The organism is Brevundimonas sp., from assembly GCF_041648115.1.
Classification (GTDB): domain Bacteria; phylum Pseudomonadota; class Alphaproteobacteria; order Caulobacterales; family Caulobacteraceae; genus Brevundimonas.
In genome coordinates this window covers 256,416-280,077 of sequence record NZ_JBAZPR010000002.1, presented here as the reverse complement: position 1 = coordinate 280,077, position 23,662 = coordinate 256,416, and the positions used below count along the sequence as shown (strand labels likewise).

Below are 23,662 nucleotides of genomic sequence, written 5' to 3'. Positions count from 1 at the left end.
CTTGGCCCCCGCGCCAAGGCTTGGGGGTGCGAATTCACATCGGGTTACGGCCTAGAGGGGCTTTAAGGTCGATTTCGTTCCCCGAACAACGCGGTTCCGACCCGCACATGGGTCGCGCCGCACCGGATCGCAGTCTCGTAATCGCCGCTCATCCCCATCGACAGGACCGACAGACCATTCTGTTCGGCCAGATTGCACAACATCTTGAAATGTGGCTCTGCGTCCTGATCCGCCGGGGGAATGCACATCAAACCGTCGACCGTCAGCCCATAGGTCTCGCGCGCCGCAGCGATCAGGGCGTCGGCCGCGTCGGGCAAGACGCCGGCCTTCTGAGGCTCCATGCCGGTATTGACCTGAACCAGCACGCGCGGCGATCGGCCGCGTTTCTCGGCCGCCTGGGCCAGGGCGCGGGCCAGCTTCTCCCGATCCAGCGTCTCGATCACATCGAACAAGGTGACGGCGTCCTCGGCCTTGTTCGTTTGCAACGGCCCGATCAGCCGAAGTTCCAGGTCCGGCAGCGTCGCGCGGCGTTCCGTCCAGCGCCCCTGAGCCTCCTGCACCCGATTTTCGCCGAAGATTCGCTGCCCCGTCGCCAGGATCGCATCGATAGCCTCGGGCGGCTGGGTCTTCGACACGGCGGTCAGGGTCACGCTCGCTGGGTCGCGACCGGCCGCGCGGCAGGCGGCGTCGATGCGGGCGCGGACGGCGGCGACCCTTTCGGCGATGGACGACGGAGCTAAAGCGGGGGAAGAAGAGGTCATGACCCTGCCGGCCGGTTACAGCGACGATGCGCGCGCGCTCTGGGATGCGGCGACCGCTCTAAACCGCGCCGCCGCCGCTGTCAGCCCGCAGGTCGCCGGCCTGCCGCCTTTGCTGTTCGTCACCGACCCCGATCGCACGCCCCGCCCATGGGAGACGGCGCGTCGCCTGCCGTCCGGATCGGCGGTGGTCTATCGGGCGTTCGGCGCGGCCGACGCGCTCGATATCGGGCGGCGTCTGCGCACAACGACGACGGATCGCGGGGTGAAGCTACTGGTCGGGCTGGACACGGAACTGGCCGAAGCGATCTCGGCCGACGGGCTTCATCTGCCCGAGCGCGAGGCGGCGCAGTCGCCGGCCGTTCGTGCAGCCCGGCCCGGCTGGATCCTGACCGCCGCCTGGCATGGGGCGCAGGACCCTTGGACCCAAAGCCTCGATGCCCTGATCCTGTCGCCGGTTTTCACTGCTGGTGGATCATCAGCCGACAAGCCGAACCTCGGCCTCGCGGAATTCAGAAGCCGGTGTCTAAACGCCAGCCTCCCAGTCTACGCTCTAGGCGGAATCGGACCTGACAATGCCGCATGCTTGATCAGAACGGGCGCCTGCGGCCTGGCCGGCGTGGACGCAATCCAGTCGGCGTTTTGCGCAGACGGATAAACCAGCGCTCGCGTCGAACCCGAGGGCGGCGAAATCAGAACTTGAAGATCGTTTCCAGACGCACGCGCGGTTGGGCGCGGCCATTGGTTTCGGGCGCACGGGCCGGATCGGCCTCGGGTGCGCCCACGGCGGCGGCGGCGCCGACGCGCAGGCGGTCGTTCAGACGGTAATAGGCGCCGGCTTCGACATCGCCCCAGTCGGTCTCACGACCGACGGGCTGGTTCAGGTTGAAGTCCAGGCCCCAGCGACCATTGTCGTTCAGTCGCAGACCGCGACGTTGGGGAGCGGAGGCGTTGCGCTGGGCAGCCTGGGCTTCCGACAGCGACACGGTGGGCGATCCACTTTGGGCAAGCGCCGACGTCGACGCGGCAAGCGCCGACGTCGCCATCATCACAGCCAGGAAACCACCGAAACGCATAACCAAACCCTTCGAACCCCGCCCAAGAGGCGACGTTTCAACCCCGGACCGACCTTATATGGTCGTGAACCCGGCGATTAGACACCGGGCGTCCTTGCGGTCAACGGAATGACCGCTCGATAACAAGGTTCCCCGTCATTGTTGTCAGCGCATGTGTCTCAAGCGTCACGGGATTTGGTCTGAATCCCGCCCGATGACATGGTCCTGTCGCAAAACAGCGCGACGCCGGATGCGACCGCCGCAGACTTCGCCTTGTCATCGCCCCTTTTCGCCGTGTTATAGAGCCACGCAGTCGGCATTCTTCCTTGGCCGTGCGCGCGTGTGGGCGAGGGCTCTCACGTCCCTGAGTTTACGGAGACTTCTCTTGATGAGCCTCAACAAGGCCCTGGTTCGGAACGTCGCGGTCGTCCTGGTCTCGGGCGTGGCCCTGGGGGCGTCCCTGTCGGCCTGCTCAAGCATTCCCTTCGTCGGCGGCAAGAAGTCTGCGCCCAAGACGAACGTGCAACAGGGCATCGGCGTCAACGCCTTTCTGTGGCGCGCCTCGCTCGACACCCTCAGCTTCATGCCGCTGCTGACGGCCGATCCGTGGGGCGGCGTCATCAACTACGACTGGTACATCAACCCCCAGACGCCGAACGAGCGCTTCAAGGCGACCGTCTTCATCCTGGACACCCGTCTGCGCGCCGACGCGCTGAACGTCACGGTGACCAAGGAAGTGAAAGGCGCCGATGGGCAATGGACCGCCGCCCCGGTCGCCGCCCAGACCGAGGCCGATCTGGAAAACGCCATTCTGACCAAGGCGCGCCAGCTGAACCTGTCTAATGCTGGCTGATCGCCAGCATTAGATTCTTTGTAGGCGCTATCGCCCTTCGGGCTACTTGAGCGCGACGCGCCCAAGAGTTTGTGGGACGCATTACTTCTTGGGCGCTGTCGTCCTTCGGGCTAGTTCAGTCGGGAGGGCGTCAGCGCCCTTCTGACTTTCAGGACGACCGTGGCCCGTTACGAACCCAAGACCGCCGAACCTCGCCAACAGGCCCGCTGGGCCGAGGCGTCCGCCTTCGTGACGAAGGACACCGGCCGTCCGAAATACTATGTGCTTGAAATGTTTCCCTATCCGTCGGGAAACATCCACATGGGCCACGCCCGCAACTATGTGATGGGCGACGTCGTGGCGCGCTCAAAACGCGCCCAGGGCTTCGACGTTCTGCACCCCATGGGCTGGGACGCCTTCGGCATGCCGGCCGAGAACGCGGCCATGGAACGCGGCATCCATCCCAAGGGCTGGACCTATTCCAACATCGCCACGATGCGCGAACAGCTGAAGCTGCTGGGCCTGTCGCTGGACTGGTCACGCGAGTTCGCCACCTGCGACCCCGAATACTATGGCAAGCAACAGGCCTGGTTCCTGGAGCTGTATCGGCGCGGCCTGGTCTATCGCAAGGACGGGACGGTCAACTGGGATCCGGTCGACAACACCGTCCTGGCCAACGAACAGGTCATCGACGGCCGCGGCTGGCGTTCCGGCGCCCTGGTCGAGAAGCGCAAGCTGAACCAGTGGTTCCTGCGCATCACCGACTATGCCGACGACCTGATCGACGGTCTGAAGACCCTGGACCGCTGGCCCGAAAAGGTCCGGCTGATGCAGGAGAACTGGATCGGCAAGTCCAAGGGGGCGACCCTGTGGTGGCCTATCGCCGAGGCGCCCGATTTCCTGCCCGCCTCGCCCGAGGGCGAGCCGAACCACGCCCGCGACCCGATCAAGGTCTATACCACCCGCCCCGACACGCTGTTCGGCGCCAGCTTCCTGGCCCTGGCCCCCGATCATCCTCTGACCAAGGCGATTGCCGAACATCGGCCTGACGTCGCGGACTTCATCAAGGCCTGCGCCCAGACCGGGACCAGCGAGGCTGACATCGAAAAGGCCGAGAAGCTCGGCGTCGATCTGGGCGTCCGCGTTCGCCACCCCTTCGATCCGGACAAGACCCTGCCCGTCTGGGCGGCCAACTTCGTCCTGTCCACCTATGGCTCGGGCGCCATCTTCGGCTGCCCCGCCCACGACCAGCGCGATCTCGACTTCGCCCGCAAATACGACTTGGCCGTGACCCCGGTAGTCAAGCCTGACGACGCCGAAACCGTCGAGATCGGCACAGAGGCCTATGTCGGCCCCGGCCGTATCTTCAACTCCGACTTCCTGGACGGGCTGGACGTGGAAACGGCCAAGGCCGCCGCCATCGCCGAGGTCGAGGCCGCCGGCCAGGGCCGGGCCGAGACCATCTATCGCCTGCGCGACTGGGGCGTTTCGCGCCAGCGCTATTGGGGTTGCCCGATCCCCATCATCCACTGCCCGTCCTGCGGCGTGGTCGAGGTTCCCGCCGACCAGCTGCCGGTGGTCCTGCCTGACGACGTCACCTTCGACGTGCCTGGCAATCCTCTGGATCGCCACCCGACGTGGAAACACGTCAAATGCCCGTCGTGCGGCGTAGACGCCACGCGTGAGACCGACACGCTAGACACCTTCGTCGACTCCAGCTGGTATTTCGCCCGCTTCACCGATCCGAGCGCCGAGGCGCCGATCGACAAGGCGGCCGCCGACCGCTGGCTGGCGGTTGATCAGTATATCGGCGGGGTCGAGCACGCTGTCCTGCACCTGCTGTACGCCCGCTTCATCACGCGCGCGCTTTCCGACGCCGGCATGCTGTCGGTGAAGGAGCCGTTCGCGGGCCTGTTCACGCAAGGCATGGTGGTTCACGAGACCTATCGCCGCGCCGACGGCGCCTGGGTCGAGCCGACCGACGTGGACCTGAGCAATGACAATGGCGTCCGTTCGGCCCGCCAGCTGTCGACCGGCGAGACCTTGGTCATCGGCGACATCGAGAAGATGTCCAAGTCCAAGAAGAACGTCGTCGCCCCGGCCGAAATCCTGGAAAGCCACGGCGTGGACGCCGGTCGTCTGTTCGTCCTGTCCGACAGCCCGCCCGAGCGGGACGTGCAATGGACGCCCGGCGGCGTCGAGGGCGCCAGCCGCTTCGTCCAGCGCGCCTGGACCCTGTTCGACACCTACGATCCCACCTTCGCCGGCGAGGACAAGGCCAACGCCGACCTGCTGCGCGAGACGCACAAGGCCATCAAGGCCGTGTCGGAAGGGGTCGAGGGCTTCCGCTTCAACTCGGCCATCGCCAAACTCTACGCCTTCGTCGCCACCATTCGCGACAACGCCCAGGCCGGCGGCGACGCCAAGCGGCAGGCCCTGTCGGCCCTGGCCCGCCTGATCGCCCCCTTCACCCCGCACCTGGCCGAAGAATCCTGGACGCGGCTGGGCGAAGAAGGGATGGTTCTGGACGCGCCGTGGCCCGTGTGGGACGCTGCGCTGGCGGCCGACGACGAGGTGGTCCTGCCCATCCAGATCAACGGCAAGCGTCGCGCGGAAATCCGCGTGCCGCGCGGCATGGAGCCCGCCGAGGTCGAGGCCATCGTCCTGGCCGACGAGACCGTGCAGGCGCGGCTGGAGGGCCTAAGCGTGAAGAAGATCGTCGTGGTCAAGGACCGCATCGTCAATCTGGTGGCCGGCTGATGCGTATCGTGGCGACCTTCGCGGTCCTGTCCGCACTGGCGGTGTCCGCCTGCGGCTTCACCCCCATGTACGCCGAACCGGCCGTGGGCTCGTCCCTGCGCCGCATCGCCGTCACCACCCAGGATGACAGGCTGGGCTATCGCCTGCGCGAACAGCTGGAGGACGCCCTGGCCTGGGATCGGTCAGCCACGCCGCTTTATCGCCTGACCACCCAGGTCCGGCAGAACCGGCGCTCGCTGGGTCGCCGGATCGACGACACCGCGACCCGCTACGAACTGACGGTCAAGGCGACCTGGACCCTCACCCCCGCCGCCGCCGGCGGAACGCCCGTCAGTGGGACCGAGACGGTCACCACCACCTACGCCGCCGCCGACCAGCCCTATGCCGCCATCGCCGCCCAGCAGGACGGCGAGGAGCGTGCGGCATCCGAGCTGGCCCGGCTGATCCGGCTGGACCTGATGCAGGCGCTGTCGAACCCGTGATCCTGGCCAAACGCCCCGAGATCGATCGCTTTCTGAAGGCGCCCGATCCGGCGATCCGGGCGGCGCTGATCCACGGCAAGGACCGGTCCGGCGTCGCCGAACGGGCCGAGGTCCTGTGCCGGACCGTCACCCCCGACCTGAACGACCCCTTCAACGTCACCGTCCTGACCGACAGCGACATCGACGGCGATGAGACGAAGCTGGAAGAGGCTCTGACGGCCATGTCCCTGATGGGCGGCCGTCGTCTGGTTCGGATCCGTCTGTCCACGCTGAAACCCGGCGTCGACAAGGCCGTCGCCGCCGCGCTCAAGATTCACGCCGAGGGCGGCTACAATCCCGACGCCATGATGGTGGTCGAGGCCGACCAGCTGGGTCGCGAGTCCGCCTTGCGAAAGACCGCCGAGAAGGAAAACGGGGCCGTCGGTATCGTCTGCTATGAGGACGAAACTGGCGATGTCGCCCGCATGGTCCGCGAGGCCCTGGCCGCCGACAAGGTCGGGCTGACCTCCGACGCCTTGGACCGGTTCGTCGCCCGCCTGCCGCGAGAGCGCGGCCTGATGCGCCAGGAGATCGAGCGCCTGGCCCTGTTCATCGGCCCCGGCTCCGGCAAGACGCTGGATATGGACGCGCTGGAGCATCACCTGGGCGTCGAACCGGACGCCTCATTGTCCGACGCCGCGCTTCAGGCCTTCGGAGCCCGGCCCGGCCCGGCGCAAGCGGGTCTAAGACGCGCCTTCGCCGAGGGGGAGTCCTCGGTTCTGGCTGTACGTTCGGCCGCCATGCATCTGGGAAAACTACGCCGGATCAATATCCTGCAGGCTAACGGCGCAAACGCCAAGGAGGCCGCAAAGGCCGCCGGCGTCTTCTGGAAACAGGAGGCGGAAATGCTGCGTCAGGCGCGATCCTGGCGGCTCGAAGCGCTGGACGAGGTGCTGGACAGCATCAACACGGCCGACGTGGCCACCAAGACCACGGGCATGCCAGATCAACTGATCGCCGAACGCCTGCTTCTGGAAATCGCCGGGCGGGCACGCCGGCTGGGGCTTTAAGAAACGCCCTCTCCCCTGCCGGGGGGAGAAGACGCAGCGTAGTCAGCCCCGCTTGGACGCCTTGCGGAACGCGGGCTGAGCCATGGCGACATTGCGCGCAGAAACGCTCTTCTCTTCGGCCTTGGCGCCGGCTTGGGCTTTGAAGCCGTGGCCCGCCTTGGCCTTCTTGGCGGCGAGCGCCTGTTTCAGCTTTTCGGCGGCGGTAGGTGTGTTGTCTTCGGTCATGCGCCCATCCTAGCACACATGGCCGTTCAACCCCGCATCAAACGGCGGCAGAGATCGTCCAGCTGCTCCAGCGAGCCATAACGGATGGTCAGGTCACCCTTGCCGCCCTTGTCCGACAGCTGGACCTTCAGGCCCAAGGCGTCGGCCAGATCCTGCTGAAGCGCGACCACATCGGCCGCCCCCTCCCCGCCCGAAGACGAGGATGCAGCCTTGGCCTTGATCGGCTTGGGCCCTTCGACCGCGCGACGGGCCAAGGCCTCGGTCTCGCGCACGCTCAACCCATCGACGAAGGCGATGTCCGCCAGTTGGCCCGGGTCCGGCGTATTGATCAGCGCCCGCGCATGGCCGGCCGACAGCTTGCCTTCGCGCACATAGAACAGCACCCGCTCGGGCAGTTGCAGCAGGCGCATGGTGTTGGCCACGTGGCTGCGGCTCTTGCCGACGACGCCCGCCACCGCATCCTGGGTCCGGCCGAACCGCTCCATCAGGACGCGGTAAGCTTCCGCCTCCTCCAGCGGGTTCAGGTCGGCGCGCTGGACGTTCTCGACGATGGCGACCTCGAACACCTCCACGTCGTCCATCTCGTGGATGACGATCGGCACCTCGGTCAGGCGTGCGGCCTGGGAGGCGCGCCAGCGGCGTTCGCCGGCGATGATCTGCCAGACGCCGTCCTCGCCCGGATGGGTCCGCACCAGAATCGGCTGCAGCACGCCCTTGTCGCGGATAGAGGCGGTCAGTTCCTCCAGATCCTCCTGGCGGAAGGTCTTGCGCGGCTGATCGGGGTTGGGCTTCAGGCTCTCGATCGGCACGCGTTGCACGCCGGCCGGCACGGGTGCGTCCGACGCCACGGGGGCCTCGGCGTCCTGCCCCATCAATGCCGACAGGCCGCGGCCCAGACCTCTTTGTCGTTCAGCCAAGATACTGTTCCGTTTCCAATAAAACTCAGGCGGCCAGCTTCAGGCGCTGGCGTTCGCGCTTCACCACTTCCTTGGCCAGACGCAGATAAGCCTGGCTGCCGGCGCATTTCAGATCATAGATCAGGGCCGGCTTGCCGAACGACGGCGCCTCGGCGACGCGGACGTTGCGGGGAATGACGCTCTCATAGACCTTGTCGCCGAAGTGGGCGCGCACGTCGTTGGCCACCTGCCCCGACAGGGCGCTGCGGCGGTCATACATAGTCAGGACCAAGCCCTGGATCTCCAGCGACGGGTTGAGGCTGTGCTTGACCATGTCGATCGTCCGCATCAGTTGGCTCAAGCCCTCCAGCGCGAAGAACTCGCACTGAAGCGGCACCAGCACCGCATCCGCCGCCGCCATCGCATTCAACGTCAGCAGGTTCAGCGACGGCGGGCAGTCGATCAGCACATAGTCATACGCGGTAGGGCCATCGTCATGCGCTCGCAGCGCATCTCTCAGCCGATAGGACCTGCGATCCGCTTGGCTCAGTTCGATCTCCACGCCTGACATATCGGCATCGGCCGGCACGATCCAAAGACCGGGCACCGTCGTCTGAACGGCCGCATCGTCGATGGATCGCTGATCCACCACCACATCATAGATGGTGACGCGGCGTGTTTCACGTGGAACACCCAGGCCGGTGGAGGCATTACCCTGCGGATCCATGTCGACGATCAGCACGCGTTCGCCAATGGCGGCCAAGGCGGTGCCCAGATTGATGGCCGTCGTGGTCTTGCCCACCCCGCCCTTCTGGTTCGACACCGCGAGGACGCGGGCAGGTCTCTTTCTAGCGCTTTGTGTGGGCACGTCGGAGACTCCGAATTGTAACGATACGGCCGCGCACGTCGCTTTGCGACGGGGCCAGTTCAGCTTCGAAATGCCAGGATTTACGCGCCTCGATCAACTCGGATTCGGCCTTCTCTCCCTTGAGGAACAGACCTTGTGCACCCCTTTGGAAGTAGGGCTGTGCATAACCCAGCAGTTTCTCCATCGGCGCCACGGCCCGGGCGGTGACGATGTCGCAGGTCACGTCCTGTTCCTCGGCGCGGCCGATGATGACGGTCGCCGGCAGATCGAGCGCATCAACGACGTCCTGAAGGAACCGGCACCGCTTGCCCAGACTGTCGATCAGCCAGACATGCGCCCCTTCCCGCCGCTTCATCAGGATCGCCAACACCACGCCCGGAAACCCGGCGCCGGCCCCTAGATCAGCCCAGGTCCGCGCCTCTAACGCATGCGCCAACAACTGCGCACTGTCCCAGACATGGCGGTTCCAGAAGTCCGTCAGGCTGTCGGGTCCGACCAGGTTCATCACCGCATTGGCGTCGCCGAGACGAATTCGGAACGCTTCAAGGTCTTCCATCTGTTGCGGCGTCGCGCCCGTCCTGGCCTGGAAAGCGGCCTTCTCCGTATCGAGCATCAAGCGGCGACCGAGGCTTTGGGCGCCTTCTTCGCATGGGCGAGCAGGGCCGTCAGGGCCCCGGGCGTCATACCCTCGATCCGCCCGGCCTGACCAAGGGTGCGAGGCTGGACACGCGCCAGCTTCTCCTTCACCTCGTTGGACAGACCGCCGATGGCGGCATAGTCGAGATCAGCAGGCAGGATCATCCCCTCCTCCGTCCGCAAGGCCTCGGCGTCGAGCGCTTGCCGATCAAGGTAGTTGGCATATCCAGCGTCGATCGCGACCTGCTCGCGAACGTCAGCGCTCCAGTCCGCGATGGACGGACAAGCGGCGATGAAGTGATCAAGGGTGACATCGGGGAAGGCCAGAAGTTCGCGCATCGACCGACGACGCCCATCCGCATTCACTGTGATTCCCAGGGCTCCCGCTTCGTTAGGCGTGAACAGTGTTTCACGTGAAACGGCGCTCGCCCCGGCCAGCTCCGCCGCCTTGGTTTCGAACAGCGTCCGGCGCCTGTCGCCCACGATTCCCAGCTTAATCGCTAGCGGGGTCAGGCGCTGATCGGCGTTGTCCGAGCGCAAGGTAAGCCGATACTCTGCGCGACTGGTGAACATGCGATAGGGCTCGGTCACGCCTCGCGTGACGAGATCGTCGATCATCACGCCGATGTAGGCCTTGTCGCGTCCGAGCACGGCCGCGTTCTGTCCCGCCGCAGCACGGGCTGCGTTCAGCCCCGCCATCAGACCTTGGGCGGCGGCCTCCTCATATCCGGTCGTGCCGTTGATCTGGCCGGCCAGATAGAGGCCTGGCCTCTTCTTGACCTCCAGCGCGGGGCTCAGCTCGCGCGGATCGACATAGTCGTATTCGATGGCATAGCCATAGCGGAACACCTCCACGGCTTCGAGACCGGGGATGGTGCGCAGGAAGGCCAACTGGGTCGGCTCGGACACGGAGGTTGAGATCCCGTTCGGATAGACGGTCGGATCATCCAGGCCCTCAGGTTCAAGGAAAATCTGATGGCTGGTCTTGTCGGCGAACCGCACCACCTTGTCCTCGATCGATGGGCAGTAGCGCGGCCCCCGTCCAGACAGCTTGCCGCCATAGACGGCGCTCTCGCCCAGGTTCTCGGCGATGATCCGGTGCGTTTCTTCCGTGGTGTGTGTCACGCCACAGGCAATCTGCGGCACGGTGATCTTGTCGGTCAGGAAGGAGAAGGCCGACGGGGTCTCGTCCGCCTGCTGCATCTCCAATCGGTCCCAAGCGATGGTGCGCCCATCCAGCCGCGCGGGCGTGCCGGTCTTCAGCCGTCCCATCATCAGATCGGCGGCATGCAGGTCGGCGGCCAAGCCCGTGGATGGCTCCTCGCCGTGGCGACCGGCAGGAATCCGCTCGTCGCCCCGATGGATGACGCCGTTCAGGAAGGTGCCCGTCGTCAGGACAACCGCCCCGGCCCGCACCGTCTCTCCGGCTCCCGTCGCCACTCCGACCACACGATCTCCGTCCAGGATCAGGCTCTCGGCAGTGCCCCCCATCAGGGTCAGGTTTGGCGTCGCCTTCAGTTCGGCCTGCATGGCTTCGCGATACAGCCGTCGGTCGATCTGGCTGCGTGGGCCACGCACGGCGGCGCCCTTCGACCGGTTCAGCAAGCGGAACTGAATGCCCGACACGTCGGCAAGGCGCCCCATGATCCCGTCCATGGCATCGATCTCGCGCACCAGGTGTCCCTTGCCCAGACCGCCGATGGCCGGATTGCACGACATCTCGCCGATGGTTTCCAGCTTCTGGGTCAGCAGCACGGTGCGGGCGCCCGCACGCGCAGACGCCGCAGCGGCCTCACAGCCGGCGTGGCCGCCGCCGATGATGACGACGTCGAAAAGAAGATCGGTGGGAGAACTCATGCGGGGCACATAGTCCAATTGGTTCGACTTCGCCACCTTCAGCCCTGGACAGACCGCCAATGTTTCACGTGGAACACCGGTATTACTTTCCGATGCAAAAGGTCGAGAAAACCTGACCGAGTATGTCCTCGACACCAATTGCGCCGGTCACACGAGCCAAGGCATCCGCCGCCCGACGCAGATCGTCGCCCGCCATCTCCGGCGCGACATCCAAGGCGATGCGTGCCGCGGTCACCGCCGACAGCGCCTCGGTCAGACGCAGCCGATGACGCTCACGCGTGAGTGCCGGAAAATCCGCACCCGCGAGATCGGCGGACAGCCGTGCGGCGATCCAGTCGTGAAGCTCCGGCAAGCCCTGCCCGCTCTCGGTGCTGACCGACAGAACCTCCAAACCGCTGGTGGTGTGAATGCTTCCAAGATCGGACTTGTTGGCGACCACCAGGTCTCTTGGCTGAGCATAGTCGGCCGCCACCCCGTCCGGATCACCGGGCGCGCGGACCCACAGACGAAGGTCCGCCTGTTCCGCACGAAGACGCGCGCGGCGAACGCCTTCGGCCTCGACCGGATCGTCGCTTTCTCTCAGGCCCGCCGTATCCGACAGGGTCACGGCGTAACCGCCGATCACCAGATCGGCGTCCAGCACATCACGGGTGGTGCCGGCGATCGGCGTCACGATGGCCGCCTCTCGTGCGACGAGGGCGTTGAACAGCGACGACTTGCCGGCGTTCGTCTCGCCGATCAGGACGATGCGATAGCCGTCGCGCACCCGTTCGCCCCGCCGCCCGGTATCGACGGCACGGCGCAGATCGTCGGCGAGACGATCCAGCACCGGCCCGGCGGTGCGCGCCAGATTGTCCGGCACCTCTTCGTCGGGGAAGTCGATCTCCGCCTCGACCAGAGCCAGGGCGTGAAGCAGGTCGCGGCGGAAACCGGCGTAGGTTTCGCTGAGTTTTCCGTCCAACTGCCCCAAGGCCTGTTTGGCCTGGGCGCTGGTCTCGGCGTCGATCAGGTCGGCGACCGCCTCGGCCTGGGCCAGGTCCATGCGGCCGTTCTGGAAAGCGCGGCGGGTGAACTCGCCAGGTTCGGCTGGACGAACGCCGAGCGCGATCAAGGCCCGGCTGGCGGCCTCGACCACGGCGCGTCCGCCGTGCAGATGCAGTTCGGCGGAGTCCTCGCCGGTGTAGGAGTTTGGCGCAACGAAGCGCAGGACGAGGGCCTGATCGATGTGATCGCCATCGTGGGTCAGATCGCGAACCGCAGCCATTCGCGGCTTCAGCTTTGTCGCGCCGAGCGCCGTCAATGCTGGTTCGACCGCTGGCCCCGACAGGCGGATGACGGCGATGGCCCCTCGGCCGGGCGGCGTCGCGAGGGCGAAGATGGTGTCGGTCATTGGGATCCTCCCCCTCCCCCGATGGGGGGAGGAGACAGGCGGGTCATGGCTTGACGGCCGCTTCCATCAGGCGACGAAACTGGTCCTGAGCCTGAAGACCGAAACTGGTCCATGTCTTCATCAGCTCCTCGGGCTGCATGGCGGCGACATTGGTCTCCATCCGCTTCTGCATCTCGGCGACCATGGCCTCGTTCAGCGGGGTCACGTCAGGCAGCCCCAGGAAGGCCCGAGCCTCCGCTGGGGTGCAATCCACTTCGACATTGACCTTCATCGCACCGTCTCCTGTTTCACGTGAAACGTCCGAAGACGGATCAGGTGTTCATCGACTGGAAGAAGTCCGAGTTGTTCTTCGACTGGCGCAGTTTGTCGAGCAGGAATTCTATGGCGTCCTGCGGACCCATGGGGTTCAGGATGCGGCGCAGGACATAGGTCTTGGCCAGCTGATCCTTCGGCGTGATCAGGTCTTCCTTGCGCGTCCCGGACTTCAGCACGTCGATGGCCGGGAAGATGCGCTTGTCGGCGACCTTACGGTCCAGCACGATTTCCGAGTTGCCGGTGCCCTTGAACTCTTCGAAGATCACCTCGTCCATCCGGCTGCCGGTGTCGATCAGGGCCGTGGCGATGATGGTCAGCGAACCGCCCTGCTCCACATTCCGCGCCGCGCCGAAGAACCGCTTCGGCCGTTGCAGGGCGTTGGCGTCCACACCGCCGGTCAGGACCTTGCCCGACGAGGGTACGGTGGCGTTATAGGCGCGGCCCAGGCGGGTGATGGAGTCCAGCAGGATCACGACATCCTTCTTGTGCTCGACCAGGCGTTTGGCCTTTTCTATCACCATTTCGGCGACGGCGACGTGACGCGTGGCCGGCTCGTCGAAGGTCGAGGCCACGACCTCGCCCTTCACGGTGCGCTGCATGTCGGTGACTTCTTCCGGCCGCTCGTCGATCAGCAGGACGATCAGGATGACTTCCGGGTGGTTCTTCTCGATCGACTTGGCGATGTTCTGCAGCATCACCGTCTTGCCGACGCGCGGCGGCGCCACGATCAGGCAGCGCTGGCCCTTGCCCAGGGGGGCGACGATGTCGATGACCCGGCCCGAGCGATCCTTCAGCGTCGGATCCTGGATTTCCATGTTCAGCCGCTCTTCGGGATAGAGGGGCGTCAGGTTGTCGAACAGGACCTTGGTCTTGACCATCTCGGGGTCTTCGAGATTGATCGTGTCGACCTTCAGCAGGGCGAAGTAACGCTCGCCTTCGCGCGGCGCCCGCACGGCGCCGTGGACGGTGTCGCCCGAACGCAGGCCGAAGCGGCGGATCTGCGATGGCGACACATAGACATCGTCCGGTCCCGGCAGATAGTTGGCGTCCGAACTGCGCAGGAAGCCGAAGCCGTCGGGCAGGATTTCCAGCACCCCGTCGGCGATGATCTCGACTTCCTCGTCGGCCAGGGCCTTCAGGATGGCGAATAGCAGGTCCTGTTTGCGCAGATTGGAGGCGTTCTCGACCTCCAGCTGTTCGGCGAAGGCGACCAAGTCGGCCGGCGTCTTCTCGTTCAGCTCAGCCAACGTGATGCGGCCGTTGGCGACGACGGGTTCCCCGTCCTCCTCGTCATCGGCCGTGGTGTCCACGCCGGAATCCGCGCCAGCGGCCTCGCCGGCTTCGTGTTCGGCGCCGTGATGGGTCGGGGCTTCAGCCTCGGCGTTCTCGGTCTCGGGGGTGTCGGGATTGGTATCGCGGACGTCGGTCATGATGCAGGCTCGCGGGCGCACACGGCCAAGAGGCTGCGGCGCGGGTCTCTGAAAATGTCTGGCCGTAAGGCCAAAGGGAGGCGCGACGGGCTCCCGCTGGCTCAAGGCCTGCAGGCGTCACGAAAAGAGAGGGACCGGCGACATAGATGCCGAACGGCTCGCCGCCAGCGGAACCACAGCCGGCGGGTCAGGTCAAGCGGAGCCGCTTATCGGAACGTCCACTCCGTCGTCACCGACAGCACCATGATGATGGCCAAGACGAAAGGAACCTCATTGGTCATGCGCCAGAATTTGCCGGAATATCTCGACGTCCCCGCCGCGATCTTCTTCCTCTGCGCCGAAAGGAAACCATGCCAGCCGCTGAGCAGGAAGACCCCGGCCAGTTTGGCGATCATCCACGGCTCGGCCAGGAAGCCCGCGCCGCGCGCCGAGACATCGATGTGGATCAACCAAAGGCCGAACACCCATGCCAGAATCATCGCCGGGTTCAGGATGATACGCAGCAGCCGCGTCTGCCACAGGCGCAACAGACCCTGCATCTCGCTTTTCAGCGGTTCGGGCTTGGCGTTCTGCTCGGCGTCATAGGCGTAGAGCCGAGGCAGGAACAGCAGACCGGCCATCCAGGCGATGACGGCAAGGATGTGCAGGCCGCGCGCCAGGTCGTAGGTATTCATGCCGCCTGTCTCCCGTTGCGATACGGACAGGCCTTCCAGTCCGCCTTGCATCCCTGACCGAACGGCGCGATGCCGGTGCGCGACAGGGCGCTGACCGCCGCATCGGCCAAGGCGTCGATGAACAGGGGTTCGATCCCGACCGCCGGCGCCCGCAGATAAGGACTGGCCTCTTTTTCATGGGCCAGTTCGCCGTATTCGATATCCAGCTCGACCAGGGTCTCAATATGCTCTGAGACGAAGGCGATAGGGGTGACGACCACGCCGACACCGTTACTGGCGGCATGTTCGATGGCCTCGGGCGTCGAAGGACCGAGCCATTTCATGGGTCCCACCCGGCTCTGGTAGCAGATGGCGTGGTCGATCGGTCCGCGACGCGCCTCGATGGCGGCGACCACGGCGGCGACGGTCGTCTCGATCTGTTCCTGATAGGGATCGCCCTTGCCCGTCACCAGCTTCTCGGGAATGCCGTGGGCGGAGAACAGCACCCGCACCGGCTGACCGACAGCCTCGTCCAGCTTCTCGCCTATGGCCTGGGCCTGGGCCTCGACCCAGCCCGTCGCAGCCGGATAGCAGCAGACGGCGCGGCTGACGCCCGAGCCACTGTAGACGGCGTTCCAGGCCTTGAGCGAGGATTGCGTCGTCGTGGTCGAAAACTGCGGATACAGCGGCAGCAGCACCACCTCGTCCGGTCCAAAGGCGGCGACCTCGGCGGCCGTCTCCTCGGTCAGCGGGTCCCAGTAGCGCATGGCGATGAAGACCCGCACCGTGTCGTCCGACAGCCGGGCGTTCAGCACCGTCTCCAGCGCCCCGGCCTGGCGGCGGGTTTCCGGCAGCAGGGGCGAACCCCCGCCCATCAGGGCGTAGTTGGCCTGGGCGCTGGTCTCGCGTCGGCTGGAAATCAGCTTGGCCAGCGGCGTGCGTACGATCCCCGGCAGGCCGATGATGGCCGGGTCGTTGAAGAGGTTGAACAGGAACGGCTTGACCGAGGCCTGGTCGTCCGGACCGCCCAGATTGAACAGCACCACCGCGATGCGGCGGCCTTGGGTCGCTTCGGTCATTGGGCGCCGATCCGTTTCAGAACCTGTTCGACATGGTCGATCGGCACGTCGGGCAGGATGCCGTGGCCCAGGTTGAAGATCCAGGGCCCCTGCCCCCAAGCCTCCATCAGTTGGTCGACGCGGCGGTCCAGCAGGTCGCCGCCGGCGCGCAGCAAAAGCGGGTCGAGCGCGCCCTGGATCGGCTTGATCTGCTGCACCCGTTTCCCAACCTCCAGCGGACAGGCCGTGTCCAAGGCGACGGCGTCCACCTCCACCTCCTGCGCATACCGCTCTGCAAGCGCCGCAGAGCCTCGTGGGAAGCCGATCAGGGGCACGGTGACACCCAACTCCCGCGTACGCCTCACCAGCGCCTGGTGGGGCTTCAGGACCAGTCTTTCGAACAGATCGTCGGGAAGCCCCTCGGCCCAGCTCTCGAAGATCTTCAGCACCTGGGCGCCAGCGTCGGCCTGCATCTTCAGATATCGCGCGGTGGCCTCGACCAGAACCTCAAGCGTCTCGTCCACACGCCTGGGATCGGCATAGGCGTAGGTCCGGGCCTGGGCGCGCTCGCCCTTGCCGATGGTCCGGTGCTCGCCGTCCAGCATATAGGTCGCGACCGTCCAGGGCGCGCCGGCGAACCCGATCAGGGCCCGCTCGGGCTCCAGCGCCGCGCGCACGATCGACAGGGTCTGGCCCACCGCCGACAGATGCTCGCCCGCTCCCGCAGACAGTTCCGCCATCCGACCGGGAATGGGCATTTCGCCGAGCCTTGGCCCCTCGCCCGTCTCGAACCAGACATCCTGGCCCAGTGCGCGAGGGATCAACAGGATGTCGGCGAAGACGATGGCCGCATCGAAGCCGAACCGACGCATCGGTTGCAGCGTCGCCTCTGCAGCCATCTCGGGATTCAGGCAGAAGGCGATGAAGTCCGGCGCCTCGGACCGCAGCTTGCGATACTCGGGCAGATACCGTCCCGCCTGACGCATGAACCAGACCGGCGGACGATCCAGCGTCTCCCCTCGGAGAGCCCGGATCATTAGGGGCGTCTGATCAGCGTTCTGGGTCGGATCGGTCATGCCGGACGATTAAGGTCACAGCCCCCCGCTCTCAATCCCTAATCAGATTAAGAATTAAAAGATTCGAAGTAGCAGGTAGGGCGGTGGAATGGCGGGGATGACTCAAGGACTGCCGGCGGAACAAAAGCGGATATCCACGCTGCGGGTTTCCTTAACGGGGACGCTATGGGCGACAATCCCGTCGGTGGACAATCCCTAACGAAACCTTAACAGGCAAGGGTTTGCGGGGACTTTCGCCTGTGAGCACGGTTAAACGGCGTTAACCCTTCGTTAGGATTTTCCACAGCGATGGAGAAACCGGTTTTCCGCCTTGGGATGATCCGCCATCGGACGGGCATCGCCATCCACCGTCATCCCCGCTCGCGGGCCGGGCGAGGAGCGGCTAAGGAAAACGGCGCCCCGACGGTCCAACGCCGTCCCCTAACTTTCAACAGGGAGACAGACAGTCCCATGAGCCCAGCGAGACCTTCGGGACCGGCCCGTCTGGCCACCTATTTCCATGTGCATCTGGTGTCGGATTCCACCGGAGAGACGCTGAACGCCATGGCCAAGGCCGTGACGGCCCGCTTCGACGGCGTCATTCCCATCGAGCACATCTACGCCCTGGTTCGTTCGGCCAAGCAGATGGACCGGGTGCTGCACGAGGTCGCGGCCGCGCCGGGCGTCGTTCTGCACACCCTGGTGGATCGCGAGCTGCGCGAACAGCTGGAGGAAGGCTGCCGCCGGCTGGACATGCCGCAGATCGGGGCGCTGGATCCGCTTGTCGGCGCCATGTCGCGCTATCTGGGCGCGGCCCTGTCGACCCGCGTCGGCGCCCAGCACGCGCTGGACCACGACTATTTCAACCGGATCGCGGCGCTGGATTACGCCATGGCCTATGACGACGGCCAAGGGTCGCTCGAACAGCTGGAGGGCGCCGATGTCGTCCTGTGCGGCGTCAGCCGAACGTCCAAGACTCCGACCTGCATCTATCTGGCGCACCGCGGCATTCGGGCGGCGAACGTGCCGCTGGTGCCGGGCCAGGAGGACGGCGAGCGGCTGACGAAGCTGAAGAAGCCGCTGGTGATCGGCCTGACGGTGTCGCCCGACCGGCTAGTGCAGATCCGCCGCAACCGGATCGACAATCTGAACGCCAACCAGTCGTCCAACTATACGGATCAGGACGCCGTCCGGGACGAGACCATCAAGGCCAGACGCGCTTTCGAACGGCGCGGCTGGCCCACCATCGACGTGACCCGTCGCTCGGTCGAGGAAACGGCGGCCGCGATCACCAATCTGCTCAGCGAACATCGCAACCACAAGATCGGGACGACCTGGTGAAATCGGAGCTTTCTGGTGCGCTACCGCCCTCCGGGCTGCTTGAGCGCGAAACCCTGATCCTCGCGTCCAAGAGCGCCGCCCGTCGCGCCATGCTGGAAAACGCCGGCGTCGCCTTCGAGGTGAGGGTCGCCAATGTGGACGAGGACGCGATCAAGGCCGTGTCCGGGGATCTGGACGCTGCGACCCTGGCGGTGCGACTGGCGGAGGCCAAGGCGCTGGCCGTGTCGCGCGATGACGAAACCGCCTGGGTGCTGGGTTCGGACCAGACCCTGGCCTTCGATGGCGGCCTCGTGTCCAAGGCGAAATCGCTAGATGCGGCGCGCGAGCGGCTGAAATCCATGCGCGGCAAGTCGCACCAGCTCCATTCCGGCGCCGCCCTGGCGACCAAGGGTCAGATCGTCTGGTCCGGCGTCGATACGGTCGAGATGCGGATGAGGGATTTCTCCGACGCCTTCCTCGACGCCTATCTGGCGGCGGAAGGCCAGATCTTGCTGTCCTGCGTCGGCTCCTACCGGCTGGAGGGTCTGGGGTCGCAGCTGTTCGAGGCGGTGGACGGTGACTATTTCACCGTCCTGGGCCTGCCCCTGTGGCCTGTTCTGGCCGAACTACGGCGGGAGGGAGTGATCGCGGCATGAGCACACATCGCATCACGGGCGCCGCCATGGTCGCCGGGATCGCCGGCAATCCGGTGGCCCATTCGCTCAGCCCCGTGATCCACAACGCCTGGCTGGCGGCGGGCGACATCGACGGCGCCTATGTCCCCTTCGCCCCCGCAGATGCGGCCGGGTTCGAGGCCTTGGTCGCGGCGGGACGCGCCGGGCTGATCATGGGCCTGAACGTCACCGCGCCTTTCAAGGAACAGGCCTTTGCTCTTGCTGACGAGGCGACGGCGGCGGCGCGACTGACCTCTTCGGCCAACATCCTGCAGTTTGAAGCCGGGCGTGTGCTGGCCGACAGTTCCGACGGCATGGGCCTGATGCTGGGCCTCAAGGAACAGGCGCCGACGCTAAACGTGTCAGGCCGTCCGGTGGTGATGCTGGGCGCGGGCGGCGCGGCCCGTGCCGGATCGGGCGCTCTGGTCGAGGCCGGGGCCGAGGTCCGCATCATCAACCGCTCGCCGGAACGAGCCCAGGTCCTGGCCGCAGACCTGGGGGGGGCGGTGCAGGTCATGAGCGCTTCGGAAGCTTTCGACGGCGCAGCCCTGGTCATCAACGCCCTCAGCGTCCCGCCGCAGATCGATTTCAACCGGATCGCGCCCGGCACCGTGATGATGGACATGACCTACAAGCCGTTGGCCACGCCCTTCCTGACGGCGGCGCGGGAACGCGGCTTGCCGACCGTTGACGGTCTGGCGATGTTGATCGGCCAGGCTGCGCCGTCGTTCCAGGCGCTTTATCGCCGCCCGCCGCCTCCGCTGGACTTGCGCGCCTTGCTGCTGAGCCATCTGGGCGAGACGCCATGATCCTGCTCGGCCTCACCGGCTCAATCGGTATGGGCAAGTCCACGACGAGCGCCATGTTCGCCGACCTTGGCGCCGTCGTCTGGAACGCCGACGCCGCCGTTCATCGGCTCTATGCCGTCGGCGGTGCGGCCGTCGAACCCGTCGGCGCGGCCTTTCCCGAAGTGGTCGTGGACGGCGCGGTTGATCGCACCCGTCTGGCCGAGGCGCTCGGCCGCGACGAGACCGCCTTTCATCGACTGGAGGCCATCGTCCATCCGCTGGTCGCGCAGGGACGGGCGGCGGACCTTGAGGTTGCGAGTGCGGCAGGCGCCAGACTGGCCGTCCTCGACATCCCCCTGCTGTTCGAAACCGGCGGCGACGCGACGGTCGATGCGGTGGTCGTCGTCACCGCCGATCCCGGCATCCAGGAGGCGCGCGTTCTCGCCCGTCCCGGCATGACGCGTGAACGGTTCGACGCCATCCTCGCGCGCCAGATGCCGGACGCCGAAAAGCGCGCCCGCGCGGATTTCGTGATCGACACCGGCCGTGGCCTCGACGCTGCGCGAGCGGAGGTCGAGGCGATCGTCGCCACCGTTCTGGACCCGTCGTGGATATCTCCCCGGCAAGGCGCGGCTGGCCTTTCGCACTGAGGCGAATGTCTCCATTAAGGGGACATGGCGCGCGAAATCGTTCTGGATACCGAGACCACCGGCTTCGACCCCAAGACGGGCGATCGGCTGATCGAGGTCGGCTGCATCGAAATTCAGGATCTGCTGCCGACTGGCCGGACCTTTCACCGCTTCGTCAATCCCGAGCGGCTGATCCCGCCCGATGCGATCCGGGTCCACGGCATCACCGACGACAAGGTCAAGGATGCGCCCAAGTTCGCCGAAATCGCGGACGACCTTATCGAATTCATCGGCGACGCGCAGATGATCGCGCACAACGCCGCCTTCGACCGCAACTTCATCGATCATGAGTACAAGCTGTGCGGCCGGCCGATCACCGGCGAGGCGCGCTGGATCGACACGCTGAAACTGGCCCAGACCCGGTTTCCAGGCATGCCCAACTCGCTGGACGCCTTGTGCAAACGCTACAAGGTGTCGCTGGTCGAGCGGACGCTGCACGGCGCCTTGATCGACGCCCGCTTGCTGGCCGAGGTCTATCTGGAGCTGCGCGGCGGCAAGGAGCGGGTGCTGGACCTGTCGTCCGGGCCGGTCGGTCGCGGTCCCGGCGGCGCGCTGGAAACCGCCGTCTATGGCCAGCGTCCGCGCCCGCTGACGCTCCGCTCCACGCCCGAGGAACAGGCCGCCCACGTCGCCTTCCTGGCCAAAGCGCTGAAGGATCGCTCGCTGTGGGAGGCCTATGGCCTGCCAGCGCAAGAAGACGCGGCCTGACGGCCCACCAGCTTCGAACCCGGACGATCATGCGCTCAAGTCGAGGGCGACTGCGGCGCGAAGCGCCCTCAGATATCAGGCTTGGCGAAAGCCAAGCACGTCCTGCATGTCGTATAGACCGGCCTTGCGGGTGCGGACCCAAGCAGCGGCCGCCACGGCGCCCCGTGCGAACAGGGACCGGTCTATGGCCGAGTGGCTGAGGGTCAGCACCTCGTCTTCCGACGCGAACAGAACCGTATGTTCGCCGATGATGCCGCCGGCGCGGATGGAGGAGAAACCGATCTTGCCGCTTTCGCGCTCGCCCTGGACCCCGTCGTAGGGTTTGGACTGAAGGTCCGCCAGATCGGCGAACCGACCCTCGGCGGCGGCTTCGCCCAGCATCAGGGCGGTGCCGGAAGGCGAATCGACCTTGCGCCGGTGATGGGCCTCGGTGATCTCGATGTCCCAGTCCTGGGCGTCCAGCCGCTGGGCCGCATGCTGGACAAGGCCGATCAGGATGTTCACGCCCAGGGAGAAGTTGCCGCTCTTGACGATGGCGATCTTCTCGGCGGCCTTCATCAAGTCGGCCTCCTGTTCCGGCGTGAAGCCGGTGGAGCCGATGACCAGGGCCGGGCCGCCGCGCTCCGCAGCACTTTGCGCCAGGGCGACCGAGGCGGCGGGCGTCGAGAAGTCGATGATCACGTCGCACAGCGACAGGTCGGCGGTTTCGCCCCAATCGAAGCGGGCGGCGACCACCACGTCCTCGCGGGCGTCCAGCACTTGGGAAACCGCGCGACCCATCCGGCCGCGATAGCCGGAAATGCCGGCGTGGAAGATTGCGCTCAAGCCGCCGTCTCTTTCGATCCGTCCGCGTCCTGATTGCCCAGGATGTCGGCCCAGAAGCGCTTCGCCTTTCCGGCGAAGCTGGAGTTGCGAGGGTTCTGCCCCTCGCCGAACGACAGGGCAAGCTCTTCCAGCAACTCACGCTGGCGCGCGGTCAGGTCCGTGGGCGTCTCGACGAACAGCTCGACGACCAGGTCGCCCCGGTTGCGGCCGTTCAGATGGGGCATGCCCTTACCCTTGATGCGGACGGTCTTGCCGGTCTGGGCGCCGGCCGGCACCGTGACGGCGGCCTTGCAGTTACCATCGCAGGCGGCTGACACCAGGCAGGGCGCGTCGATCTCGCCGCCCAGGGCCGCCACCGTCATCGGCACGGGCACGGTCACCAACAGGTCCAGGTTGTCACGCTCGAACAGATCGTGCGGCGTCACCGATAGGAAGACATACAGGTCGCCGCGCGGCCCGCCGCGCTGGCCCGCATCGCCCTCGCCCGACAGGCGGATGCGCGAGCCATCGTCCACGCCGGCGGGAATCTTGAGGTTGAGAGTGCGGTTTTTGCGGACCTGGCCATGACCGTGGCAGGTCGTGCAGGGATCGGCGATCATCTGACCCTGGCCGTGGCAGCGGGGGCAGGTGCGCTCGACCTGGAAGAAGCCGTTGGCCTGGCGCACACGGCCTGCGCCTTGGCATGTGGTGCAGGTGACGGGCTTTGTGCCGGGCTTGGCGCCGGACCCTTCGCAGGTGTCGCAGGTCATGGTCGAGGGGATGTCGATTTCGACGTCCTCGCCCTTGTAGGCTTGCTCCAGCGTGATCTCCAGATCGTAGCGCAGGTCCGAGCCGCGACGCGGTCCGCCCTGCTGGCCCCGGCCCTGCTGACGGCCGCCGAAGGCGTCCCCGAAGGCATCGCCGAACACTTGCGAGAAGATGTCGTTGATGTCCGAAAAGCCCTGCTGGCCCTGGCCGAAGCCTCCGCCACCGCCGCCGTTCACCCCCGCATGGCCGAACCGATCATAGGCCGCGCGCTTGTTCTCGTCCGACAGGACCGTATAGGCCTCGGACACTTCCTTGAACTGGGCCATCGACTCTTCCGAGCCGCCATTGCGGTCCGGGTGATGGATCATGGCCAGCTTGCGGTAGGCGGCCTTCAGACCGGGCGCGTCGATCGTGCGTTCGACGCCCAGAACCTCGTAATAATCACGCGCCATCGGGCGTCCGTCCTCATACTTCCCCTGCCGTTCGCCTCGGATCTCTGCGGACCCTGGAGGAAAACAGTGTCCCGGCTGACATGGGGGCCGGGACGAATGATGCAAGTTTCATGAAAAGACCCCGCCTATCGCAAGACAAG

Annotated in this window: 25 protein-coding genes; 10 read left to right on the top strand and 15 right to left on the bottom strand. The window is 66.1% G+C overall.

Features of this window, described 5'->3' with window-relative positions; all coding sequences use genetic code 11:
• Positions 1-62 precede the first annotated feature (62 nt).
• On the bottom strand, positions 63-761 hold the full coding sequence (locus tag WC597_RS02845) for a YggS family pyridoxal phosphate-dependent enzyme (protein WP_372691696.1): 699 nt from the start codon (positions 759-761) through the stop codon (positions 63-65).
• On the opposite strand from WC597_RS02845, the gene WC597_RS02840 reads away from it, so the two are divergent.
• On the top strand, positions 760-1,416 hold the full coding sequence (locus tag WC597_RS02840; RefSeq protein ID WP_372691694.1) for a thiamine phosphate synthase: 657 nt from the start codon (positions 760-762) through the stop codon (positions 1,414-1,416). The genes WC597_RS02845 and WC597_RS02840 overlap by 2 nt on opposite strands.
• Before the next feature lie 34 nt (positions 1,417-1,450).
• Here the strand turns inward: WC597_RS02840 and WC597_RS02835 are convergent, their stop codons facing one another.
• Positions 1,451-1,744: an NtrZ family periplasmic regulatory protein gene (locus tag WC597_RS02835; protein ID WP_372691693.1), complete on the bottom strand. Its 294-nt coding sequence runs from the start codon at positions 1,742-1,744 to the stop codon at positions 1,451-1,453.
• Positions 1,745-2,201: 457 nt separating this feature from the next.
• Here WC597_RS02835 and WC597_RS02830 point away from each other — a divergent pair, with 457 nt between their 5' ends.
• From WC597_RS02830 to holA, 4 genes are all read left to right on the top strand, one after another.
• Positions 2,202-2,666: a DUF3576 domain-containing protein gene (locus tag WC597_RS02830; RefSeq protein WP_017505409.1), complete on the top strand. Its 465-nt coding sequence runs from the start codon at positions 2,202-2,204 to the stop codon at positions 2,664-2,666.
• A 159-nt stretch (positions 2,667-2,825) separates the two neighbouring features.
• Entirely contained in the window at positions 2,826-5,405 is a 2,580-nt protein-coding gene (gene leuS, locus WC597_RS02825) for a leucine--tRNA ligase (RefSeq protein ID WP_372691691.1), read from the top strand.
• Positions 5,405-5,887, top strand: a complete 483-nt coding sequence (lptE, locus tag WC597_RS02820; protein ID WP_372691690.1) for an LPS assembly lipoprotein LptE — start codon at positions 5,405-5,407, stop codon at positions 5,885-5,887. Before leuS ends, lptE begins: the two co-directional genes overlap by 1 nt.
• Complete coding sequence (holA, locus tag WC597_RS02815) at positions 5,884-6,936, top strand: DNA polymerase III subunit delta (protein WP_372691688.1); 1,053 nt, start codon at positions 5,884-5,886, stop codon at positions 6,934-6,936. Before lptE ends, holA begins: the two co-directional genes overlap by 4 nt.
• A gap of 42 nt (positions 6,937-6,978) precedes the next feature.
• On the opposite strand, the gene WC597_RS02810 is transcribed toward holA, so the two are convergent.
• From WC597_RS02810 to hemE, 11 genes are all read right to left on the bottom strand, one after another.
• Positions 6,979-7,161 carry a hypothetical protein gene (locus tag WC597_RS02810; RefSeq protein WP_372691687.1) on the bottom strand — a complete coding sequence of 61 codons (183 nt, stop codon included), beginning with the start codon at positions 7,159-7,161 and terminating at the stop codon, positions 6,979-6,981.
• Between the two features lie 26 nt (positions 7,162-7,187).
• The gene (locus tag WC597_RS02805) at positions 7,188-8,078 is read right to left on the bottom strand and encodes a ParB/RepB/Spo0J family partition protein (RefSeq protein ID WP_372691686.1); all 891 of its coding nucleotides are present in this window, start codon (positions 8,076-8,078) and stop codon (positions 7,188-7,190) included.
• Positions 8,079-8,103: 25 nt separating this feature from the next.
• Positions 8,104-8,925, bottom strand: coding sequence for a ParA family protein (locus WC597_RS02800; protein WP_372691684.1), 822 nt, complete (start codon positions 8,923-8,925; stop codon positions 8,104-8,106).
• Positions 8,906-9,538, bottom strand: a complete 633-nt coding sequence (rsmG, locus tag WC597_RS02795) for a 16S rRNA (guanine(527)-N(7))-methyltransferase RsmG (RefSeq protein ID WP_372691683.1) — start codon at positions 9,536-9,538, stop codon at positions 8,906-8,908. Before rsmG ends, WC597_RS02800 begins: the two co-directional genes overlap by 20 nt.
• Positions 9,538-11,418, bottom strand: a complete 1,881-nt coding sequence (gene mnmG / locus WC597_RS02790; RefSeq protein WP_372691682.1) for a tRNA uridine-5-carboxymethylaminomethyl(34) synthesis enzyme MnmG — start codon at positions 11,416-11,418, stop codon at positions 9,538-9,540. The genes rsmG and mnmG overlap by 1 nt, the downstream gene beginning before the upstream one ends.
• Positions 11,419-11,500: 82 nt before the next feature.
• Complete coding sequence (gene mnmE / locus WC597_RS02785; RefSeq protein ID WP_372691681.1) at positions 11,501-12,808, bottom strand: tRNA uridine-5-carboxymethylaminomethyl(34) synthesis GTPase MnmE; 1,308 nt, start codon at positions 12,806-12,808, stop codon at positions 11,501-11,503.
• 43 nt (positions 12,809-12,851) lie between these two features.
• Positions 12,852-13,079, bottom strand: a complete 228-nt coding sequence (locus WC597_RS02780) for a DUF6489 family protein (RefSeq protein ID WP_372691680.1) — start codon at positions 13,077-13,079, stop codon at positions 12,852-12,854.
• Positions 13,080-13,119: 40 nt separating this feature from the next.
• Entirely contained in the window at positions 13,120-14,553 is a 1,434-nt protein-coding gene (gene rho / locus WC597_RS02775) for a transcription termination factor Rho (RefSeq protein ID WP_372691679.1), read from the bottom strand.
• Positions 14,554-14,759: 206 nt separating this feature from the next.
• Positions 14,760-15,227: a CopD family protein gene (locus tag WC597_RS02770; RefSeq protein WP_372691678.1), complete on the bottom strand. Its 468-nt coding sequence runs from the start codon at positions 15,225-15,227 to the stop codon at positions 14,760-14,762.
• Positions 15,224-16,285, bottom strand: a complete 1,062-nt coding sequence (hemH, locus tag WC597_RS02765) for a ferrochelatase (RefSeq protein WP_372691677.1) — start codon at positions 16,283-16,285, stop codon at positions 15,224-15,226. Before hemH ends, WC597_RS02770 begins: the two co-directional genes overlap by 4 nt.
• Entirely contained in the window at positions 16,282-17,340 is a 1,059-nt protein-coding gene (hemE, locus tag WC597_RS02760) for a uroporphyrinogen decarboxylase (RefSeq protein WP_372691675.1), read from the bottom strand. Before hemE ends, hemH begins: the two co-directional genes overlap by 4 nt.
• A gap of 450 nt (positions 17,341-17,790) precedes the next feature.
• On the opposite strand from hemE, the gene WC597_RS02755 reads away from it, so the two are divergent.
• From WC597_RS02755 to dnaQ, 5 genes are read left to right on the top strand one after another with little or no spacing between them, the layout of a single operon-like run.
• A complete protein-coding gene (locus WC597_RS02755; RefSeq protein ID WP_372691674.1) occupies positions 17,791-18,660 on the top strand; it encodes a pyruvate, water dikinase regulatory protein in 870 nt (289 codons plus the stop codon).
• A complete protein-coding gene (locus WC597_RS02750; protein WP_372691673.1) occupies positions 18,657-19,295 on the top strand; it encodes a nucleoside triphosphate pyrophosphatase in 639 nt (212 codons plus the stop codon). The genes WC597_RS02755 and WC597_RS02750 overlap by 4 nt, the downstream gene beginning before the upstream one ends.
• The gene (locus WC597_RS02745) at positions 19,292-20,122 is read left to right on the top strand and encodes a shikimate dehydrogenase (RefSeq protein ID WP_372691672.1); all 831 of its coding nucleotides are present in this window, start codon (positions 19,292-19,294) and stop codon (positions 20,120-20,122) included. Before WC597_RS02750 ends, WC597_RS02745 begins: the two co-directional genes overlap by 4 nt.
• Positions 20,119-20,751: a dephospho-CoA kinase gene (gene coaE / locus WC597_RS02740; RefSeq protein ID WP_372691671.1), complete on the top strand. Its 633-nt coding sequence runs from the start codon at positions 20,119-20,121 to the stop codon at positions 20,749-20,751. Before WC597_RS02745 ends, coaE begins: the two co-directional genes overlap by 4 nt.
• Positions 20,752-20,775: 24 nt before the next feature.
• On the top strand, positions 20,776-21,498 hold the full coding sequence (gene dnaQ / locus WC597_RS02735) for a DNA polymerase III subunit epsilon (RefSeq protein ID WP_372691670.1): 723 nt from the start codon (positions 20,776-20,778) through the stop codon (positions 21,496-21,498).
• A gap of 75 nt (positions 21,499-21,573) precedes the next feature.
• Here dnaQ and dapB read toward each other — a convergent pair whose 3' ends face one another.
• Both dapB and dnaJ read right to left on the bottom strand, forming a co-directional pair.
• Positions 21,574-22,323 (bottom strand): 4-hydroxy-tetrahydrodipicolinate reductase, encoded by a 750-nt coding sequence (gene dapB / locus WC597_RS02730; RefSeq protein ID WP_372691669.1) that lies wholly within the window; start codon positions 22,321-22,323, stop codon positions 21,574-21,576.
• Entirely contained in the window at positions 22,320-23,522 is a 1,203-nt protein-coding gene (dnaJ, locus tag WC597_RS02725; RefSeq protein WP_372691667.1) for a molecular chaperone DnaJ, read from the bottom strand. The genes dapB and dnaJ overlap by 4 nt, the downstream gene beginning before the upstream one ends.
• Between the last annotated feature and the right edge of the window lie 140 nt (positions 23,523-23,662).

What these genes read in the sequence shown, in the direction of transcription:
- WC597_RS02840 (WP_372691694.1), top strand. Translation starts at nt 760, where the DNA reads ATGACCCTGCCGGCCGGTTACAGCGACGATGCGCGCGCGCTCTGGGAT.
- WC597_RS02845 (WP_372691696.1), bottom strand. Translation starts at nt 761, where the DNA reads ATGACCTCTTCTTCCCCCGCTTTAGCTCCGTCGTCCATCGCCGAAAGG.
- WC597_RS02830 (WP_017505409.1), top strand. Translation starts at nt 2,202, where the DNA reads ATGAGCCTCAACAAGGCCCTGGTTCGGAACGTCGCGGTCGTCCTGGTC.
- lptE (WP_372691690.1), top strand. Translation starts at nt 5,405, where the DNA reads ATGCGTATCGTGGCGACCTTCGCGGTCCTGTCCGCACTGGCGGTGTCC.
- WC597_RS02810 (WP_372691687.1), bottom strand. Translation starts at nt 7,161, where the DNA reads ATGACCGAAGACAACACACCTACCGCCGCCGAAAAGCTGAAACAGGCG.
- rsmG (WP_372691683.1), bottom strand. Translation starts at nt 9,538, where the DNA reads ATGCTCGATACGGAGAAGGCCGCTTTCCAGGCCAGGACGGGCGCGACG.
- mnmG (WP_372691682.1), bottom strand. Translation starts at nt 11,418, where the DNA reads ATGAGTTCTCCCACCGATCTTCTTTTCGACGTCGTCATCATCGGCGGC.
- mnmE (WP_372691681.1), bottom strand. Translation starts at nt 12,808, where the DNA reads ATGACCGACACCATCTTCGCCCTCGCGACGCCGCCCGGCCGAGGGGCC.
- WC597_RS02780 (WP_372691680.1), bottom strand. Translation starts at nt 13,079, where the DNA reads ATGAAGGTCAATGTCGAAGTGGATTGCACCCCAGCGGAGGCTCGGGCC.
- rho (WP_372691679.1), bottom strand. Translation starts at nt 14,553, where the DNA reads ATGACCGACGTCCGCGATACCAATCCCGACACCCCCGAGACCGAGAAC.
- WC597_RS02770 (WP_372691678.1), bottom strand. Translation starts at nt 15,227, where the DNA reads ATGAATACCTACGACCTGGCGCGCGGCCTGCACATCCTTGCCGTCATC.
- hemH (WP_372691677.1), bottom strand. Translation starts at nt 16,285, where the DNA reads ATGACCGAAGCGACCCAAGGCCGCCGCATCGCGGTGGTGCTGTTCAAT.
- hemE (WP_372691675.1), bottom strand. Translation starts at nt 17,340, where the DNA reads ATGACCGATCCGACCCAGAACGCTGATCAGACGCCCCTAATGATCCGG.
- WC597_RS02755 (WP_372691674.1), top strand. Translation starts at nt 17,791, where the DNA reads ATGAGCCCAGCGAGACCTTCGGGACCGGCCCGTCTGGCCACCTATTTC.
- WC597_RS02745 (WP_372691672.1), top strand. Translation starts at nt 19,292, where the DNA reads ATGAGCACACATCGCATCACGGGCGCCGCCATGGTCGCCGGGATCGCC.
- coaE (WP_372691671.1), top strand. Translation starts at nt 20,119, where the DNA reads ATGATCCTGCTCGGCCTCACCGGCTCAATCGGTATGGGCAAGTCCACG.
- dnaQ (WP_372691670.1), top strand. Translation starts at nt 20,776, where the DNA reads ATGGCGCGCGAAATCGTTCTGGATACCGAGACCACCGGCTTCGACCCC.
- dnaJ (WP_372691667.1), bottom strand. Translation starts at nt 23,522, where the DNA reads ATGGCGCGTGATTATTACGAGGTTCTGGGCGTCGAACGCACGATCGAC.